This window comes from Kribbella sp. CWNU-51, assembly GCF_054073265.1.
This window is the reverse complement of the sequence record NZ_JBSXMZ010000013.1, coordinates 46,842-64,874: the sequence shown is the minus strand read 5'-3', so window position 1 is coordinate 64,874 and position 18,033 is coordinate 46,842. Positions and strand designations below refer to the sequence as shown.

Genomic DNA, 18,033 nt, shown 5'->3' with positions numbered 1-18,033 from the left:
CGTGGTCCACCTGTTCTCAGAACGGCCGCCAGATACCGCGGCCTTCGTCGGTGCTGTCGAATTTTGTCGAGCCGTCGCGGTTGACCTGGCTGCGTCCCTTCTCGGCTTCCCACCAGGCCTTGTGCCACCAGTTTCCTCCGGAGCGGCACGAGTCGACCGATCCGATCACGATGCCGCCGGTCGCGGCCTGCACCGCCTTGATGAAGATGTCGGCGGGTCCTGCTGACGAGCAGGCCGCGATCGAGACGAACGACGGGCCGGAGCCGAGTGCGTTCTTGATGATCGTCCCGAACTTCGTCGCCTGGCTCGTGGTCGACACCATGTCATTGGCTTCGCCGGACTCGATGTGCCCGTCGCCGTCGGTGTCGTTGCCGAGCCGGAAGCCTCCGCTTCCCGACCAGCCACCGTGCGCCTCGATGTGGATGCCGGTGAGGTAGCCGCAGGTCCCGACGTGCGCGCGGATCGCCTCGACCAGATCGCTGACGGTATGGACCAGAATCCAGGTGTCCGCGTCGGTGTAGCCGCCGTAGTCGCGCAGGTCGATCTCGGTCTCGGCGTCGTGCACCAGTAGCAGCGTGCCGAGATTCTTCAGCCCGCCTGCACAGGCACCGGCTGACCTGGCGGCGATCGGTGCCAGGCCTTCCCACGCCTGCGGTGCTTGCGCGCCGATGCGGGCCGGAAGCTTCGCCTCTGCCGACGACTGAACCGCAGACCAGTCAGGCGTTTCGGCGAGGTCTTCGCCGACCGACTCAGCACTGCTCGACAGCGAGAGCGGTCCGCGGATCTTGTAGCCACCGGTCAACGTTGTCTCGATCGTCCACAGGCCGCGGCTGTCCATGGCGATGGCGTTGTTGGCGTTGCTGTCACCGTTCACGGTGAGCCAGTCGCGTACGTAGTCCGTCGATCCGCTCTTCAGCTTGGCTGCCATGGCTGCGGCGACCGCGTCGCCGTTGGGGCTGTCGCACGGCGCCTGGCCCTGGTAGCCGAGCAGGGCGATGAGCGGTCCGCCCCGCGAGTTCAACAGCCGGCTCCAAGCAAGGCCTGGGCCGGTCGGTGGCGACTTCGAGAGGTCGATCCGCAGCACCGAGCACCCGGCGATGATCAGTAAGTCGAGATCCAGGTTCGCCGGCCAGGAAGCGGCGAGCTCGGTCGGTCCGAGCCAGTCCACATACGTGCCGGTCGATCCGCAGGCGGCGCCGGTGGTCTCGATGGCAAGCATTCCGCTCGCCGACAGGCCGTGGCCTGAATAGTAGAAGATGTCGGCGGGGCTGCGAACGAGGCGGCGGACGGGACGTCCGGTCTGCCAGTTGGTGCGCTGAGGGACTGTCAACTCCAGGACCTCGACGCCGCCCGCCCGGAAGAGCGCCATCGCGTCCGGCACCTCGCGGGTCTCGTCGCCGGTCGAAGCTCCCAGCGTCTGCGGTTGCGTCGCGATGCCCCGGACGGTTGCGCCCAGCCTGGAGCGGAAGGCCGCGTCGCTGGTTCCACCGGACCGGACCACAGTCGCGAGCTCGGTCATGCTGGAGTCGACGGCCAGGAGTGGTCCGAGGGAGCTGACAGTTCGGCTGCCCCGGTAGCGCAGCCTGTTGGGGTTCACCGGGTCCGGGCCTTCCAGGGCGATGGTCCAGGAGACTGCCGTGGCCAGCGTCCCGGCGCCTGCTTCGCGGTTCGGCGGCCGGCTCTTCAGCTCGACCGTGATCTCCGGCGGCATGGTCGCGGCCGGCAGTCCGGAGGCGGTCGTGAGAACGTCGACAGTCCGGGTGTCCAGACCGAGAACCTCGTCCCAGCGCAGGGGAGTGCCCGCACCGCCCGGTCCGGCGAACCACAGCCCCTCGACCACGACTTGCGCCGTACCAGCCGGGCCGACGACGATCGCGTCGAGCTGTGCCCAGGTCCGGGTCCCGACCTTGCCGTCGACCTCGGCCGGTGTTGTCGGAAACACCAGCCGCTGGAACGACTCGACGGCCGCCCGCGTGTGTACGCCGTACTGGCAATCCTCCTCCAACGGCGCGTCGGCGAGGCCGGTCTGTCCGGCAGCCAACCGGTACGCGTGGAAGGCGTTGAGCTTCCGCTGGATCTCCCGGACGGCAGAGTGCTGCGAGCCGAAGCGCAGCACAGTAGGCCGGCTCGCCGGCGCGACCACCACGTCGGGGCATGGGCCCTTGACGGTCTCGGTCGGCAGGTCGGTCGTCGTCGGGCGGAGGACGAGCATGTGTGCGGGTACGACGCCTTGCTGGTCCGCGACCCGACGAGCGTAGCGGTGAGACCACGGATGGGACTGGGGATCGAGCACGTGGACGTAGAGCCCGGGGAGCGGTGAGTCCGTGCGGTAGCCGGCTGCGTGCAGCTGCCCGCGGTGGCGCAGATCGCCGGTCGCGATGACAGCGACAGTGCCGAAGGGGCTGCCACGACCACGGCTCACGACGAGATCCCCAGGACGCAGAGGGCTGAGGGGAGCCTTCGGGCCGGCGATCAGGTCGAAGCGGGGGAGCAACTGCGCGGGCCCGGCACCGGAGACGAACAGGTCGAACAGGGTCGTCGCGGCGAGATGCGGCCGCGCGGACAGTCCGGCCTCGCGCAGGACCTGTTGCCACCACCACTCGCCGGCCTGCTCAAGGTCGTTGCCCTCGGCCACCGTCTCCGAGCTGCGGCATGCGGCAGTCACCGCGCCGACGACTCGGTAGGCCGCGAGTACGCCGGAACTGAGTGCGCCCTCCATGTAGCCGTAGAAGCCCGGCGAAGCCTGCTCTCCGGCGAAGAACAACCGGCCCTGGAACGGCTTGGTGAGGTTCGGCGCAATCGTGGTCACCTCGCCGGGTGCGGGGATCGAGTAGCCGGTGCAGACCCACGGTTCCGACGGCCAGTCGGCGAAGACGGTCTTTGGTCGCTGAGCGGCGTACCCGGGGTAGAAGGTCTCGAGCCGTTCCTGATAGCGCCGCGAGTCGAGCACGAAACCGCCGCCGGAATACACGGACAGGCAGGCAGCCGACCCGCCGGTCTGGTGGTCGGTGCCCTCCCAGACACTGCCCAGTTGGTCCCAGAGTGCGTGCGGTGCGAGGTGCTTGTCTTCCCAGAACGGGCGCGAGACGCCACTCAGGAACTTGACGCAGGGGCCGTGGCTGATGGTGTAGTCGGCCGCGCGGAACGGCGTACCGGCCAGGATCCGCGGCCAGACCATCGGCGCGGTCGTGAGGATGACGTAGTCGAACTCCTCGGAGGCTGTCGGCGTACCGAAGCCGACCCGGACCGATCGGGAGCCGATCTCCACCGACGTGACGGGCGTGTTCAGCCGGACGTCCCGCAGCGTCTTGGCCAGATGGGTCGCGAGCTGCTCGTTGCCACCCTTGCACCGGTGGGTCTCGATGCGGGTCCAGTAGGCGAGTGGATCGCCGGGCAGCGTGTGGGCGCGAACAGCCGCCAGGTAGCCGAGGTAACTCTGCCGTGCCAGGGGAGCGCACTGGTCGTTCTCGGTGACGAACTCGAAGTACCTGCGGGGGATGCTGGATGCGGGCCCGAAGAGATCGGGTTCGTCGAGGCGCTGCGCCAGTGACTTGCGGTCCAGGGCGACCGCGTCGGGCGACGTCCAGGGGCGGAGTGCGTCGACTGTCGAGGCCTCGCGAGCGATCTTGGTACGGACGCGCAGCAGTTCCCGTTCGACCTCTGCGAGCTGGGCGTCGGTCAGATCCTTCGTGCCCAACCGCACCCGGACCTTGAGGCCTCGCCGTTCGTAATCGGGGTCCTTGCTCACCTTCTCGAGCTCGAGACCGAATCGGCGGGCGAGCTGGAACCAGGTCGGGTGATTCTCCCCGATCAGCTCCGCGCCCGCCTCGGCGATCTTGCCCGTGGCGAGCGTCGGATCGGTGCGAACCCGACCCCCCAGTCGGCCGGTGGCCTCGAACACGGTGACCTTCGTGCCACCCGTCTCGAGAGTCCAGGCGGCCATCAGACCGGCGAAGCCGGCCCCGATGACGGCGACCTTGGTGGCGGGCAGGCAGCCGGCAGCAACCGCTTCTGACGCAGAGAGGTCGGGTGACGGTAGTGGTTCGAGGACGAGGTCCGCAGGTAGTTCTGACACCGCTTCCTCCTCGGAACGTGATTCCCGCACTGCCTCGAGCGCGCGGCGCGGGTTGAGATAGCCGCTGCCGAGCCGGAACAGGTCCGTGCCCGGTGCGGGCAGGTCGCAGCTGGACAGCAGCGCACGGCGGGTCTCGTCGATCGGGAGCGGCCGATCGGCCACCTCGAACATCAACGCGATCGTCCCGGTCACCGCCGGTGCCGCCATGCTGGTGCCGCTCATCCGGACGTACCGGGGTACGTCGTCGTCGCTCGTGCCGGACCGGGCTCCGAGCACGAGCACCCCAGGCGCAACGAGGTCGGGTTTCTGCCGACCGTCGCGGGTGGGACCCGAGCTGCTGAAGTCGCCGATCGGCCGGTCCTGCCGGTGAGCGTCGTAGGCGCCGACCGTGATGGTGCGGTAGCCGTTGCAGATCGTCCCGGTCGTCGTCCGGGGGTTGGCCTGGTCGTCGTCGAGGTGGGCCTGACAGGGCGGGCAGGCGGTATCGCGTTCGATCCACGCATGGACGCGACCGTCCACGATGTCCTGTCCAGTCAAGGTGATCTCCCACCCGCCCGTCGATACGCCGGGGTCCACGAAGACGCTGATCTGGTTGTCGCCGTTGTTGGGGTCGCACGCGCGGTGGTAGATCCGCGCTGCCTTGCGCCCGTCGACCGTCACCGTGCCGTTCGAGCCGAGCGGGACGACGGACGCCGGGCCTGTCCCCGGCGCGACCTCGACGCCGAGGCGATCTCGTCCGGGGTACCAGATGTCGACCTGATTGACGGTGAGGTCTCCCGGCTGCGCTTCGATGCGGAAGCGCCGTACCGAGCCTGGCCGGAGCCGCCACGCCGCGTGGGTCCGGCGGCCGAAGTAGTTGCCACCGCTCGCGATGATGGCCAGACCCGATCTCGATGAGACGAGTTGGTCCATGGCCAGCTCGACGAGCGAGTGACCGGTGTGTTCGCCGGCGTGCCGCCCGAGACTGAGGTTGATGACGCACGGCCGCTGCTGGGCGGTCTCCACGATGAAGTCCAGAGCCTCCAGCAGCTCCACCGAGTCACCGAGGGGAACCTCGGCAGTAGCCGGACGGCGACCGAGGTTGACGAAGATGAGGCCGGCCTCCGGCGCCATTCCCACCGGGCCTCCGCCTCGCCCGTTCCCTGCGGCGATGCTCGCCGTGTGGGTCCCGTGCGCTCCGCTTCCGGAGTCGAAGTCCGCGGCGTCGTACCCGAGTGATTGAAGGGGATCGGGGCTCTCGAGTGCCTCGTCAATGGTGGCTGCGTCGAGGATCCGTCCGTAGCCGTACTTCGTGGCGGTGCTGTCGGCGGTCGGCCGCTGATCCCACAGCGCCATCACCCGCGTCGACCCGTCCGGATTCCTGAAGTCGGGATGCGTGAGGTCCAGGCCCCAGTCGATCAGAGCGACCACCACGTCGCGACCGGTTGCGCCGAGTTCGACGGACCGGTCGTCGCGTGGATCGACCGGATCCTCGAGGGTCGCCGGCTCAAGATCCGGCGCGTAGACACGTGGGGCCTTCACGCTGACGACGACGGTCTCGGTGCGCAGGTCGGAGATCGCGCTCCGGGCTACTCGCGCGGTGGCGATGTCACCGAAGCGGCTGACGATGCGAGCGGAGACAGGTGAGTCGCCGGGGTGCCGGAGGCGGAGAACGACCGCCACCTCGTCCTCCGGCCCCCCAGCGCGGATGAGCTCCTCGAGCGCGGGATCCATCGAGGATCACCCGCGCGATCCGCCCCGGCTCGTCGCGGACCGCTTGGACGTCCCCCCGCCCTGACGGACCACCGGTTCCTCGTCGAGTTTGTCGATGATCGCCTGGAACCTGGTCTCCGCCGCCGTGTCGGTCTCCACGGCCGCCACAGCGGTAGCGATCTCGCCCGCTGTGGTCGCCAGACCGTCCACGCCGGTTGCGACGCTGTCCAGCTTGGCGTCGAGCCCGTCGACCTTGGCGCCGACGCTGTCCAGCTTGGCGTCGATACCGTCGATCTTCGTGCCGATGGTGTCCGCCTTGGCGTCGAGGTCGCTCAAGGCGGCGACGATGCTGTCGAGTTTCCCGTCGGCCCCGGTCACCTGAGCGCCCACGTCCGCAACGGCGGTTGCCACCTGACCTACCGACGTACCGACGTCCGCGACAGCGTTCTCGATGTCGGTCAGCTGCTGATCGAGGTTCGGCGGGATGACCGGTGCCTTGATGATCAGCAGCGTGACGACAGTCTTCTTGGGTCTCGCGGTGTTGGCCGCCGGATTCTGGCTGAAGACCGTGCCCTCGGTCCCTTCGGCCTCGATGGTCTGGACCTTGGGAACCAGCTCGAAGTCACGCAGCTTTGCTTCGGCATCGGCCTGCGACAGACCTTGGACGTTGGGTACGCCGACCAGTCCGCCGCCCGCACCGCCGCCGATCACGAGGCTCGTCACCGTCATGGCCGCGCCTCCTCACTTCCGGCCGAGCAACACGAACAGCAGCAACAGCATGCTGGAGTCGCCGCCGCCCATCAGGCCGCCCTTGCTGTCACCACCGCCGTACCCCGGCATCAGGAGCAACAAGGGCAGGAGAATGCCCAACTGGTTCGACGACTCGGTGAGCACTCTGACGCTCTTCCCGCTGTCGTCCGTCGCCTCGATCGACTCCTGCGTCAACAGCGGAAGCAAGAGCGCCAGCATCTTGGTCTGCTGGAGGTCGGAACGGATGGCGTCCGTCGACTTCCGGCGGTCGGCCACTTCCCGCCGTACCAGCGCGACCTGGCGATCCTGACCCGTGGACAGGATGTTGGTCCGATTCTCCAGCGCCGTAACCGCCGTACTGAGGGTTTCGATCTTGCTGTCGAGATTGCGGGCCGCGCTCTGCACCTGGGTCTGGCTGGCGGGTGTGGTCGTCTGACGTGGCACGAAGCTGCTCTGGCGGGCCGGCGTCCGCACGAGGGTACGGCGGGCCGGAGCGGCCTCCTCGAACGCCTCGTAGTCCAGGCTGTCGAGCAACGAGTCCAAGTCTTCTGTGTATCCGTTCACTGAGCACCCCTCTCATCGGTGCTGCCGCGGACCACCGCGGCGGATGGTCGACCTTGCAGGCGAACCTGCAATTTGACCGCGGGTATGACGAGCCGTTCGAACAGACCCGGATCGGGAGGCATGAAGCCCGGCCGGCCGCGGCCCCGGCACCAACTGCAGTCCTGGTCGTCGCCGAAGCACGCCGGGCATGCGCCCAACGCAGCGGCCAGTTCCAGGCAACGGCTACGCAACGCCTGCAGCTCGCCGGTGAGCTCGTCGAACTGGACCCGGACCGCCGCGACCTGCTCTCGACGCTCGGCTTCTTGCTCGAGGTCCCGTTGGTCCTCCTCGGCCTGCAGTTCCTCCTGTTCGAGGCCCTGTTGCATCTCCGTCTCGCGCTGGGAGATCAGCTGGACCACGGGCGCCAGCTCAGGATCCGCCTGGGCCAACTCCCTGACGCTTTGTTCGAGGCTCTGTCCGCTCGCGAGTTGTTGCTTGAGCAGTTCCAGGACGTCGGTTGCGACCATCACACTCACCTCAGGACGACGTCGTACTCGTCGTAGGCATCGAGGTCATCGGGGAAGTCCTCCTCGAAGGCTTCGTCCTCTTCACGTGGGGATCCGGCCAGGAGCTCCAGCACGCGTTGCGAACGCTGGTAGGGGTCGTCGGGATCCGCCGCCAATTCACCATCCGAGTCGAACAGGTAGCCCGGTACGACGACGGCCTCGTCCCAGCCCGTCGCCTCGTCCCAGCCCGTCGCCTCGTCCCAACTCGCGGCCTCGGCCTCCGACTCCCGGGCCAGGGCCGACAGGAGTCCGGCATAGGCGTTCGCCGGTACGGGGGTGCCTGACGGCCCAGCCGGGATGGCGGCGTTCTGGCCGCCGAGGAGCGCCGCGAGCGCCTGCACCATCTCCGGTCTGCCGAGGAGCCTCAACAGTTGGTCGGTCGCCGGAGCAGGAGTGGCCGGGGCCGGGGTCGGGGCCGGGGGAGGACCGGCCGGCTTCCCGGCTCCGGGAAGTCCACCTCCGCCCGCAATGTTCACGACGCCGCTGATGACGGACCCGACGTCTCGGCCAGTTCCCGTCGTGTGTTTCTGCAGGGCAGCGCCCGTACCGCCTGCCAGCGCTCCCACGAGGGCGCCGTACGGGCCGTATTTCATGCCCTGCATGCCGCCTTCGAGGCCGCCCTGCAGCGCGGTCGCGGCGACCGGCGCAGCCTGTTGCGCGAAGTTCGAGAAGGCCTTACCCAGACCGGAGAAGAACTCTTCGTACTCGAGCGGTGTGACGTCGTCTCCGAAGGCCGTCGTGAACACCGAGTCCAGCTCGGCGTCGGACAGGCCGGAGAACCGATCGTCGAGCGCATCGCGTAAATAGGGGTAACTGGTGTCAGGCATTCCCTCTTCCCTCCTGCGGCACTGCCAGTCACGTCGTCGCGGATCGGAGTACGTCGGCCAATCGCCCGCCGGACAGGTGCTCGATCAGATCCGCATCGGCTGCCACTGTCTGGACCAAGGCCTCGGCTCGATCCACGTCGAGCGCGACGACGGTAAGTCCCGGATGCTCGTCGAGCAGCCGCTCGACGAGCGACGGAACGGTGCGATCCGACATCGAGACGACCACGAGATCGGCCCCGGCCTCAGCCACGCACAGCATCAACTCCACGTCGGTGCCGAACGCGAGGTCGAGCTCCAGGTCCGATTCCCCCGAGATCGCAGCTCTGACCGCGTCAACCATTGGAGACGGTCGATCGGCAACCAGGATCCGGCTCACTGATACCTCCCGCGTCCGAACGACCATCACCTGTCTCGCCAAACTACGGGCGATGGCCCCGCCAGGAGATGAACCCAAAGATCCGTTCTCGACTCAAATTCGGATCTGGTCCTACTCTGGCGCGCTCGATCTCCGCAATCGCCACCGCGAGCCCAGGCCGATGCACCACTTCTCGTAGCCGCAGGCCACAACGATGGCCATCATCGGCCGGCCACCGCCGCCGATCGACCACCGGAACAGGTCGTACAGCGCATCGTGCGGCTGGCTGACCGGCCCTCGCGCTCGACCTCCGTAGGAGTGGCCAATCGCTTTACCTTGTTCGGATTTCGCCGTCTACCTGCGGTCTTCGACGTGCTGGTCACCCCGCTGATGAAGACAGACGGCCTGTCTCGCGACGAGATCGGCCGCATCGAGGGAACGTGATGGGGCCTTCCAGCAGGCGACCGCGTGGACGGTCGTTCGGGCCGCCACTGGCTCCGGCCGCGGTCGTTGCGACAGGCTGGAAGGTCCTGCGTCGTTAGCGGGAGCGGAAGAGGGCGGCGCGAGCTGCGTTGGAACCGCAGGCGCCGTGTACGCCGCCGCGCGGGTGGGCTGAGGCGGAAGCGAGATATAGCGACTTGATCGCGGTCTCGGCCCGGCCGAGACCAGGCATCGGGCGGAGCACGAGTTCCTGCCTCAAGCGGACGTCCCGCCGTTGACGGCGCCGCCGACGAGGTTGGCGTCGCGCCGCTCGAGCTCCAGCGGCGAGAGGATTCGACGAGCGGTGATCGCTTCGGCGAAGCCTGGGGCGTACTCCTCGACGCGTGCCTCGATCCGCTCGGCCATTGCTTCCGCGTCAGCAGCGTCCCATTGCCCGGTGAGCTCGCCGCCGGCGTCACCGCGGATCAACTGCGGCACGTGAGTGTAGGCCCACGCGGCCTCCGTGCCGGATCCATTACCGCGAACAACATGAACACTGGGGGGTCTGCTGCACGAGTAGGTGACAGCTGCTCACGCAGCCTGGCTGGCTGGCGTGGTCATGATCGCTTTGTACTCGATGGGGTCAATCGGCCGAGGGCGGCTTGTCGTCTGCGGCGTGGTGGGCCAGTTCGATCCAGGTCACGATCGCGGTCCGGAGTTCGTGGCGGGTCGACCCCGTGGTCCCGGGCTGGTGTGATTGGGGGAGCCGTCTCGCGGGTCCGTGGTTGGCGTCGTCGGGCTGTGGTCGCGCAGGTGGATTTCTTCCCGGCCGCCCGCACCTACGCCCTCCTGGCCGTACGACGATGCGCGTGGCGATCAGGTCGGCCAGACCGCGGTGAGGCCGCCGTCGACGGTGAGGGACTGACCGGTGATGTAGCCGGCCGAACCGGACAGGAGGAAGCGGATGGCGCCGGCCACGTCTGCCGGTTGACCGACCCGGCCCAGCGGAATGGCTAGAGCCGACCGCTCGAGCCCGGCCGGGCCGCCCGAGTTGACGGCGTCGAGCGACTGGGGTGACTCGATCACCCCGGGCAGCACCGCGTTGATCCGGACTCCCCGTGGCCCGAGCTCGAGCGCCGCGCTGCGGACGAACCCGATCAGACCGGCCTTGGCCGATGTGTAAGGTGTGTGACCGGCCCACCCGACCGCCGCTCCCGCGATGCTCGACACCACCACGATCGCGGCGTGCGGAGACAGCTTCGGTACGGCGGCCCGGACCGTCCGCATCACTCCGGTCAGGTCGATGTCGAGAATCCGCTGCCAATCGTCGTCGCGTAATGCCTCGAGTGGCGCCACCTTGAGCACACCCGCGTTGGCCACTACCGCATCCAGCCGCCCGAACTGCGCAACCGTCGCATCCACGGCCGCGTCCAACGCGTCGGAGTCACGCACATCAGCTGGTACGGCGAAGGCCCTGGCGCCGGCAGCGGTGATCTCAGCCACCACGGCATCGGCGTCGTACGGATCGCCCGCGAAAGTACCGACGGCTACCGCGTAGCCGGCTGCTGCCGCAGTGAGAGCCGTGGCGCGGCCGATACCGCTGGCCGCTCCCGTGACGAGCAGCGCCTTCACAGCATCACGTGTCCACTGTTCGGCCCGAGGGTCTGGCCGGTGTAGAGGTTGCCACCCGGTTCGCTGGCCAGCAGAACGGCCGTCGGAGCGACCTCGAAGGGTTCGCCGGATCGCTGCAACGGCAGTTCCGCCATCAGCGTCCGCGTCCACTCGTCGGACAGCGTGCCGCCGAGCGGCGTGTTGATCGGGCCGGGGGCGATGCAGTTCGCCGTGACCCCGGTACCACCCACCTCGCGCGCCAGCGACTTCGTGAAGCCGATGACGCCCGCCTTCGCGGCCGCGTAGTGCGCCAGCCCGGCCCCACCGCGCTGACCGACCTGCGACGCGACGTTGATGATCCGGCCGAAGCCGGCCTCGAGCATCGGCGGCAACGCGGCCCGCGAGCACAGGAAGACGCTGCGCAGGTTGACCGAGAGCATCTCGTCGAACAGCGCCGTCGGCATGTCGAGCACCGGCGACTCGGTCAGGATGCCCGCGTTGTTCACCACCACGTCCACGGCGCCGAGTGCATCGCGGGCTTCGCCGAACATTCGCTCGACGTCGGGCTCGCCGGACACGTCCACCTGGACGGTCACCACGTCATGGCCGAAGGCGGCACACCGGTTCCGCACGGTGTCGAGCGCCGGTCCACCGGTGCGGTCGGCCAGACACAGCCGCGCCCCGGCTTCGGCGTACGCGATCGCGATGGCGGCCCCGATGCCGCTCGCGGCACCGGTCACCAGTGCGGTCAGTCCGTCCAGCGCGGCGATCGGTACGCCGCTGGTCCTGATCGGTTCCGCGGTCATGCGCTCACCTCGCCGAAGATCCGGCTGGAGTTGCCGCCGAGGATGAGGTCGCGCTCGGTGTCGCCGAAGTGGGCCAGATCGACCCGCAGGCGCTCGTACCTCATCGTGAACAGTGGAGCCGCAGTGGCGAACAGCAGCCGCTCCGGTCCGAACTTTGCCACCACGCCCTCCAGGAAGTCCTCGCGGTACATGGCACTTGTCTGCACATGCACGTTGGCGTTCGCGAGCGCGAGTTCGGCGTCGAACCCGGACAGCCCGGAGATGTTGAACTGACCGCCGTTGGTCAGCACGAACGGGTTCTGCGGGGTCCAGGCCGCGGCCGCGCCCAACTGCAGCGGCTCGGCGAACAGATGGAAGCCGGCGGCAACCATCACAGGCACCGACAACTCCGCGGCACACTCCACGATCGGCCGGACCAGTGGTACGTCGTTGATGCGGAAGTGCTCCTCCGACGGATGCAGGAAGAGCCCGCGGGCACCACCGGCGACCGCGCGGCGCAACTCGGCGACCGCGTCGTCGCCTTCCCACGGATCGACCCGGCACAGCGGGATCAACCGGCCGCCTGAGGCCGTGGCGGCGGCCAAGAGTATGTCGTTCGCGGCTGGGAGATCGCCACGATGGGGGTGCATGGGAACGGCGATGGCCATGTCGGTGCCGATGGCATTCATTCCCGCCAGCGCAGTGGCGGCGTCCTGCCCGTAGCCGAAGTGGGAGGTCCCGAGGTAGACGAGTCCGTCGACAGTGCTCATGCCGCCAGCCCCAGCAGCTTCTCGGCGTTGCCGCCCAGCACCAGCCCGGCCGGCCCGGCGCCGAGCGAGGCGATGACGACCTTCTGCCGCTCGAGCGCGGGGGAGCTCACCGGCCCGTCGCTGCCGAACACGACCCGCTCGGCGCCGATCCGCTCGACCGCGGTGTGGATCTTGTCCGGGTAGGGCATCGCGGACGTTTCCAGGACGATGTTCGGGAACCGCTCGGCGGCCTCGAGCGCCTCGTCGACGTGGAAGTAGCCGCCCATGTGGCCGAGGATGATGATCGCGTCCGGACACGCGGCCGCCGCCTGGGCGATCGACAGCGGCGTACTGAGTGGCTCGTCGCCGCAGTGGAACAGAGTCGGTACCCCGAGCTCCCCGGCGTACCGGATGAGGTCGATCGTCGCCGCCCCGCCCGGGTGCTGCAGCGTCGACACCGGATGCAGCTTGAGGCCCTTGAAGCCGAGCTCGGTGACAGCCTGCTTGAGCAGTTGCCGCGAGGTCTCCAGGTACGCCGGATTCAGCCGGACGAATCCGTAGAGCCGGTCAGGGTAGCTATGGCAAGCCTCGGCGATCAGCTCCAGGCCGCGCGGGTTGAGTCCCGGCAGGTCGGTCAGCGTCATCACCGCCGACCGCTCGACCCCTGCCTCGTCCATCGCACGGATACAGTCCTCGGCCGACATCTGCCAGCCCAATGAGGTCCCCTCCTCGATGTGCATGTGCATGTCGAAGATCATCTGCAGTCCTCCTTCGTCGTCGTCCTGCGATCCCGGGCCTCGGCCAGCACCGGCTCGACCTCGGCGAGAGTGCGCTCGACCCAATCGAGGTCGACCGGCCGGCCGCCGGCCACGACGCCGCGCGGGCGGCGAAGGACCTCCAGGTCCTGCCTCGGATCCTGCTCGGCGATCACCAGATCGGCGCGCGCCCCGACGGTCAGGATGCCGACCGGCGCATCCTCGTCCGCGCGAGGGACCAGCGTTCCTGCCGTCACCGTGGCAGCGCGCAGCGCCTCGGTCGTACTCATACCGCGCTCGACGTACATGGCCAGTTCGTCGAGCAGACCACCGATCGGGTTGAGCGCCGTACCGGCATCCGTGCCCGCGGCGATACGGACGCCGGCCGCGATCGCCTTGGCGGTGCTTGCCCGGTAGATCTCCCGCGCCTTCAGACTCTTCGCGACGGTGGCGGCCGGAATGCCGATGCCCTCGGCGATCGGGTTCAGCGCGGTCACCGTCGGCACCAGCGTGACCCCCGCGTCGATCATCTGCTTGTGGTTGTCGTCATCGGCGAATGCGGCGTGCTCGATCGTGTCGACGCCGGCCGCGATCGCGTTCGTGATGCCCTGCGGTGCGTGGGCGTGGGCGGCGACCAGGACGCCTGCCTTGTGGGCCTCCTCGATCCCGGCTGCGAGCTCCGGGATCCCGAGCTGCGGTACGCCCGGGTTGCCGGGTGTCGAGATCCCGCCGGTCGCCATCAGCTTCACGACGCCCGCCCCCGCTGCCAGCTGCTCGCGGACGGCCCGCCGCACTTGGTCCGGTCCGTCGGCGATCCGCCCGTAGTCCGCGCAATGCCCTCCGGTCATGGTGATCGGCCGGCCCGCGGCGACCACCCGTGGGCCCAGTAGCTCCCCCGAGTTCACCTGCCCCGCGTAGTGCAGGGTCATCAGGTCGGCCGAGCCGAGATCGCGCACTGATGTGATGCCTGCCCGCAGCGCCAGCAAGCCGTTGTGGAAACAGGTCATCGAGCGCACGAACGGCGTACGGTCCCAGTGCAGGTACGGCGCCGGGTGGGCGGCCAGGTCGAAGTGGACGTGACAGTCGATGAGCCCGGGCAGCACGGTCGCGCCGTGCAGCTCGATCTCCGGGATCCCGTCCGCCGGCACGTGCTCCGACGTCAGCTGAGTGATCACGCCGTCGCGCACCACCAGCGAACCGAACGGCTCCGCCCTCAGCTCCTCCCCGGTCAGGGCAATCCCGTTCTTCAGGACCAGATCGGATCTCAGGCTCATGCACTCGCCCTTCTGTTGCTCACGGCAACCTCCCATGCGGATTCGACGGCGGTCGACGACGCGACGTCGAAGCGATGCCGCATCAGCAGCATCGACGCGTCGTGCTGGGCCCGGTCGTCGCTGCCGACACCGTCCTCGACGATGACCACGTAGTAGTCGTTGAACAGTGCGTCACGCGCGGTCGACTCGACACAGCCTTCCGTCGTACACCCGGCGACCACGACGGTCTCGATGCCGTTGCTTCGCAGCAGCAGATCGAGGCTGGTGCCCCAGAACCCGCTCGAACGCCACTTCGGGACGACGAGCTCACCAGGCAGCGGAGCGAGCTCGGACACGAACTCGTGGCCGGCGTCGCCCTGCTCGGTGAAACGGAACCGTCCGCCCGTGATGTCGCCCTGCCGTTGCAGGCGCAGGTTGAACCTCAACTGCGCGGGCGACTCGCTCATCCCACCGGACAGGGACGTCATCTGTACGTGCACGACCAGGACCCCGGCCGAACGAGCCGCCGCCAGCAGTGTCGCGATCCGGGCCCGCACCGGCGGATACATCGACAGGTCCACGCCGAGCCGGTCGAAGGCGAAGCCAGGCTCGACGAAGTCCCGCTGCATGTCGATGACCACCAGCGCGGCCCGGGACGGATCGACCAGCTCGGTCAACTCGGTGAGGACCTGCTTGCCCGCGATCTCGATCACCGGAACGACGCCGCGTGGTAGTAGGAATATCCCGTCGGACCGAAGTGCACGTCGGCGAGGTTCGCGGCACCCGAGTACACGCCGCTGACGTTCCACAGCGGCAGGAAGATCGCGTCCTCCATCAGCGTGGTGGTGATCTTCTCGTACGCAGCGGTTCGCGCGGCCGCGTCGACGATGGTGTTCGCCTTCGGGATGGCGGCATCGATCTCGGGGTTCTTGTAGTGCGCCCAGTTGAAGCCCGACTTGATCTGGCCACTGGTGACGAGGTTGTTCAGCAGGTACGGGTCGACGTCGTAGTAGAAGATCGCTGACAGGTTCTGTACGCCCTGGTTGTAGGACGCGGCCGCGGTAGTGAACGGCTGCGACTTGGTGGTCGAACTGAAGCCGACCTCCTTGAGTGCGTTGACGACGTACTGGGTGGGCAGGTCGAACCCGTTCGCGCTCTGGATCAGGATGTCCAGGGAGAGCTTCTGGCCGCCCTTGCTCCGGCTACCGTCCGGTCCGGCCACCCAGCCCGCCTGCTCCAGCAGGCTTTTCGCCTTGGCCGGGTCGTAGGCGTACATCGTGTCGTTGGCCTTGACGTAGCCCGGCGTGCTCGGGGTCAGCACGTTGTACGCCGGCGTGAACGCGCCCCGTAATACACCCTCGTTGAGCTTCTTCTGATCGACCGCGTGGAGGATGGCCTGGCGGACCTTGAGGTCATTCGTCGGACCCTTGTCGACGTTGATCGGGAAGCCGTACGGCTGGCCGGTCGACGGCACGTCGTAGTGCTTGAACTGCGAGGTCTTCTTGATCGTGGCGATCGTGTCGGGGTCGAGATTCATCGCCATCTGCACCTGACCGGCGCGCAACGCGTTGTAGCGGGCGTTGGTGTCGAGCAGGATCTTGAAGCTGAGCTTCTCCAGCTTCGGTGCGCCGGCCGGGCCGAACGCGGTGGGGCCCCACTTGTAGTCCGGATTCTTCGCCAGGCCGACGTGGTCCTGGGCCACATAGTCGACGAACTTGAACGGGCCGGTCCCGGTCGGGTGGGAGGCGATGTCGGCGCCGTACTTCTTCAGCGCGGCGGGCGACTGGATGCCGAAGATGACGCCGGTCATCTCGTGCTCGAAGGCCGCGTTCGGCTGGCTGAAGACCACCTTCGCGGTGTACTGGTCGACGACCACGGTCTGCTGGTACGGGCCGAGCGCGCCGCGGGCCGAGCGGGACTTGGTCGCCGGGTCGGCGATGTGGTCGAACGTTGCCTTGACCGCGTTCGCGTCGAAATGCGTGCCGTCGTGGAAGTCCACGTCCTCGCGCAGCGTGAACGTGTACGTCGTGGCGTCCTTCGACACCTGGTAGCTCTTGGCCAGGCCCGGATGGAAGACGTTCTTGCCCGAGCTGTCCGGCAGCCACCAGAACAGCGGGTCGTAGATGTGCGAGATGATCATCGATACCATCGCCAGCCCGGTCGCCGCGGGGTCGAGCGAGTCCGGTTCCTGGTAGATGCCGACCGTGAGGTTGGTCGTCTTCGCACCCGATCCGGCGCCGGAGGCGCTGCCCTGGCAGGCCGCCAGCACCGAGCTTCCGCCGAGCGCGGCAAGGCCGGCCGCACCCGCCTTCAGCAGGCTCCGACGGCTGAACAGCGCCGGTTCGTTCACGGGTGGGATGGTCGGTTCGAGACTCACGAGGGACTCCTTCTGCTTTCCTGATCTGCTGTCTGTGCTCCGAGCCGCTCGAGTGACCTGACGGCCAGCTCGGTGTGGAGCAGTGCGCCCCGAGTCATCACGGCGTCGTCGAACCGCGCCAGCGGACTGTGATTGCTGGGCGCGTTGGCAAGGTCCTCGGTCATCGAGGCGCCGAGCATCATGTAGCTGCCGGGAACGGCGGCCAGCACCCGCGAGAAGTCCTCGGAGCCTGGCTCCGGGAACTCCATCGGCACGAACTGCTCCGGGCCGAAGACGTCAGCGACCACGTCCGCGACGAAGGCCGCGTGGCCCGGATCGTTGACGGTCGCCGGGTACTCGCGCAGGTGCTGTACCTCGACGTCGAGCCCGTGCACCTGGGCAACGCCCTCGCACACCGCGGTCGCCAGCCCGCCGATCGCATCGCCGGTGGCGGCCGAGAACGTCCGGACGGTCGCTTGGAACTCCGCGGTGTCGGGAATGATGTTGGCGGCCGTGCCACCCGCCACGGTCCCGACCGTGACCACGACCGGGTCGAACACGTCGAATCGCCGGGTCACCATCGTCTGCAGCGCGGTGATCATCTCCGCCGCGGCCGCGATCGGGTCCCGGGCGAGGTGCGGCGACGAGCCATGTCCGCCACGTCCCCGGACCGTCACCTTCAGCTTGCTGCTCGACGACATCATCGTGTTGCCGCGCGTGGTGAAGACGCCGTTGGGCGTCTTGTTCGACCGCACGTGCATGCCGTACGCCGCACTCACCATCGGACCGGCCGCGGTCAGGACACCCTCGCCGACCATCGTTCCGGCGCCGTCCCAGCCTTCCTCGCCGGGCTGGAACATGAACACGATGTCGCCGGTGAGGGAGTCACGGCGGTCGGCGAGCAGCCGGGCCGCGCCGACGAGCATGGCCATGTGCAGGTCATGACCGCACGCGTGCATAGCTCCGTCGATCTCACTGCTGAACGTTTCGCCGCTGCGCTCCTGCACTGGCAGCGCGTCCATGTCGGCCCGCAGCAGCACGGCTGTGCCGGTACTGCGACCGCCGCGGAGGACGCCGGTGATCGAGGTGATGCTCCTGCCGAGCGTGAGCTCGAGACCGAGGTCGCCGAGCGCCTCGAGCAGCGTCTCCTGGGTCATCGGCAGCTGCAGCCCGATCTCCGGACGGCGGTGCAGCTGATGCCGGAGCTCGGTCAGCTCCGGGCCCAGTTCCGCCAGGTCGGAACCGAGGGTGCCGCTGATCGTCATGCCTTCTCCTTGCTTCGCGGGAGTTGGCTTC

The 18,033-nt window shown here is 68.4% G+C and carries 16 protein-coding genes; 1 reads left to right on the top strand and 15 read right to left on the bottom strand.

Translation table 11 applies throughout. From position 1 onward, the window contains the following. Window positions 1–16: 16 nt before the first annotated feature. The 6 genes from ACXC9Q_RS17380 to ACXC9Q_RS17355 are packed head-to-tail and all read right to left on the bottom strand — an operon-like array spanning window position 17 to window position 8,829. Entirely contained in the window at window positions 17–5,788 is a 5,772-nt protein-coding gene (locus ACXC9Q_RS17380) for an FAD-dependent oxidoreductase (RefSeq protein ID WP_457057547.1), read from the bottom strand. A 6-nt stretch (window positions 5,789–5,794) separates the two neighbouring features. After that, on the bottom strand, window positions 5,795–6,496 hold the full coding sequence (locus ACXC9Q_RS17375; RefSeq protein WP_457057546.1) for a PASTA domain-containing protein: 702 nt from the start codon (window positions 6,494–6,496) through the stop codon (window positions 5,795–5,797). Between the two features lie 12 nt (window positions 6,497–6,508). Further along, the gene (locus ACXC9Q_RS17370; protein ID WP_457057545.1) at window positions 6,509–7,060 is read right to left on the bottom strand and encodes a hypothetical protein; all 552 of its coding nucleotides are present in this window, start codon (window positions 7,058–7,060) and stop codon (window positions 6,509–6,511) included. 17 nt (window positions 7,061–7,077) lie between these two features. Next, entirely contained in the window at window positions 7,078–7,587 is a 510-nt protein-coding gene (locus ACXC9Q_RS17365) for a hypothetical protein (RefSeq protein ID WP_457057544.1), read from the bottom strand. Between the two features lie 5 nt (window positions 7,588–7,592). Next, window positions 7,593–8,453: a hypothetical protein gene (locus ACXC9Q_RS17360; protein ID WP_457057543.1), complete on the bottom strand. Its 861-nt coding sequence runs from the start codon at window positions 8,451–8,453 to the stop codon at window positions 7,593–7,595. 28 nt (window positions 8,454–8,481) lie between these two features. Then, the gene (locus tag ACXC9Q_RS17355) at window positions 8,482–8,829 is read right to left on the bottom strand and encodes a hypothetical protein (protein WP_457057542.1); all 348 of its coding nucleotides are present in this window, start codon (window positions 8,827–8,829) and stop codon (window positions 8,482–8,484) included. 255 nt (window positions 8,830–9,084) lie between these two features. On the opposite strand from ACXC9Q_RS17355, the gene ACXC9Q_RS17350 reads away from it, so the two are divergent. Then, complete coding sequence (locus ACXC9Q_RS17350) at window positions 9,085–9,252, top strand: hypothetical protein (RefSeq protein WP_457057541.1); 168 nt, start codon at window positions 9,085–9,087, stop codon at window positions 9,250–9,252. Window positions 9,253–9,504: 252 nt separating this feature from the next. Here the strand turns inward: ACXC9Q_RS17350 and ACXC9Q_RS17345 are convergent, their stop codons facing one another. The 9 genes from ACXC9Q_RS17345 to ACXC9Q_RS17305 all read right to left on the bottom strand — a co-directional run bounded on the left by ACXC9Q_RS17345 (window position 9,505) and on the right by ACXC9Q_RS17305 (window position 18,002). Further along, complete coding sequence (locus ACXC9Q_RS17345) at window positions 9,505–9,726, bottom strand: hypothetical protein (protein WP_457057540.1); 222 nt, start codon at window positions 9,724–9,726, stop codon at window positions 9,505–9,507. Between the two features lie 378 nt (window positions 9,727–10,104). Further along, entirely contained in the window at window positions 10,105–10,860 is a 756-nt protein-coding gene (locus ACXC9Q_RS17340) for an SDR family oxidoreductase (RefSeq protein WP_457057539.1), read from the bottom strand. Beyond that, a complete protein-coding gene (locus ACXC9Q_RS17335; RefSeq protein WP_457057538.1) occupies window positions 10,857–11,645 on the bottom strand; it encodes an SDR family oxidoreductase in 789 nt (262 codons plus the stop codon). The genes ACXC9Q_RS17340 and ACXC9Q_RS17335 overlap by 4 nt, the downstream gene beginning before the upstream one ends. Then, entirely contained in the window at window positions 11,642–12,394 is a 753-nt protein-coding gene (locus ACXC9Q_RS17330) for an amidohydrolase family protein (RefSeq protein ID WP_457057537.1), read from the bottom strand. Before ACXC9Q_RS17330 ends, ACXC9Q_RS17335 begins: the two co-directional genes overlap by 4 nt. Further along, the gene (locus ACXC9Q_RS17325) at window positions 12,391–13,131 is read right to left on the bottom strand and encodes an amidohydrolase family protein (RefSeq protein ID WP_457057536.1); all 741 of its coding nucleotides are present in this window, start codon (window positions 13,129–13,131) and stop codon (window positions 12,391–12,393) included. The genes ACXC9Q_RS17330 and ACXC9Q_RS17325 overlap by 4 nt, the downstream gene beginning before the upstream one ends. Continuing rightward, the gene (locus ACXC9Q_RS17320; RefSeq protein WP_457057535.1) at window positions 13,128–14,402 is read right to left on the bottom strand and encodes an amidohydrolase family protein; all 1,275 of its coding nucleotides are present in this window, start codon (window positions 14,400–14,402) and stop codon (window positions 13,128–13,130) included. The genes ACXC9Q_RS17325 and ACXC9Q_RS17320 overlap by 4 nt, the downstream gene beginning before the upstream one ends. Further along, window positions 14,399–15,094, bottom strand: coding sequence for a cysteine hydrolase family protein (locus ACXC9Q_RS17315; RefSeq protein ID WP_457057534.1), 696 nt, complete (start codon window positions 15,092–15,094; stop codon window positions 14,399–14,401). Before ACXC9Q_RS17315 ends, ACXC9Q_RS17320 begins: the two co-directional genes overlap by 4 nt. Continuing rightward, window positions 15,091–16,758, bottom strand: coding sequence for an ABC transporter substrate-binding protein (locus ACXC9Q_RS17310; RefSeq protein ID WP_457057533.1), 1,668 nt, complete (start codon window positions 16,756–16,758; stop codon window positions 15,091–15,093). The genes ACXC9Q_RS17315 and ACXC9Q_RS17310 overlap by 4 nt, the downstream gene beginning before the upstream one ends. Further along, a complete protein-coding gene (locus ACXC9Q_RS17305) occupies window positions 16,755–18,002 on the bottom strand; it encodes a M20 family metallopeptidase (protein ID WP_457057532.1) in 1,248 nt (415 codons plus the stop codon). The genes ACXC9Q_RS17310 and ACXC9Q_RS17305 overlap by 4 nt, the downstream gene beginning before the upstream one ends. Window positions 18,003–18,033 lie beyond the last annotated feature (31 nt).

What these genes read in the sequence shown, in the direction of transcription:
- ACXC9Q_RS17380 (WP_457057547.1), bottom strand. Translation starts at nt 5,788, where the DNA reads ATGGATCCCGCGCTCGAGGAGCTCATCCGCGCTGGGGGGCCGGAGGAC.
- ACXC9Q_RS17375 (WP_457057546.1), bottom strand. Translation starts at nt 6,496, where the DNA reads ATGACGGTGACGAGCCTCGTGATCGGCGGCGGTGCGGGCGGCGGACTG.
- ACXC9Q_RS17365 (WP_457057544.1), bottom strand. Translation starts at nt 7,587, where the DNA reads ATGGTCGCAACCGACGTCCTGGAACTGCTCAAGCAACAACTCGCGAGC.
- ACXC9Q_RS17360 (WP_457057543.1), bottom strand. Translation starts at nt 8,453, where the DNA reads ATGCCTGACACCAGTTACCCCTATTTACGCGATGCGCTCGACGATCGG.
- ACXC9Q_RS17335 (WP_457057538.1), bottom strand. Translation starts at nt 11,645, where the DNA reads ATGACCGCGGAACCGATCAGGACCAGCGGCGTACCGATCGCCGCGCTG.
- ACXC9Q_RS17330 (WP_457057537.1), bottom strand. Translation starts at nt 12,394, where the DNA reads ATGAGCACTGTCGACGGACTCGTCTACCTCGGGACCTCCCACTTCGGC.
- ACXC9Q_RS17325 (WP_457057536.1), bottom strand. Translation starts at nt 13,131, where the DNA reads ATGATCTTCGACATGCACATGCACATCGAGGAGGGGACCTCATTGGGC.
- ACXC9Q_RS17320 (WP_457057535.1), bottom strand. Translation starts at nt 14,402, where the DNA reads ATGAGCCTGAGATCCGATCTGGTCCTGAAGAACGGGATTGCCCTGACC.
- ACXC9Q_RS17305 (WP_457057532.1), bottom strand. Translation starts at nt 18,002, where the DNA reads ATGACGATCAGCGGCACCCTCGGTTCCGACCTGGCGGAACTGGGCCCG.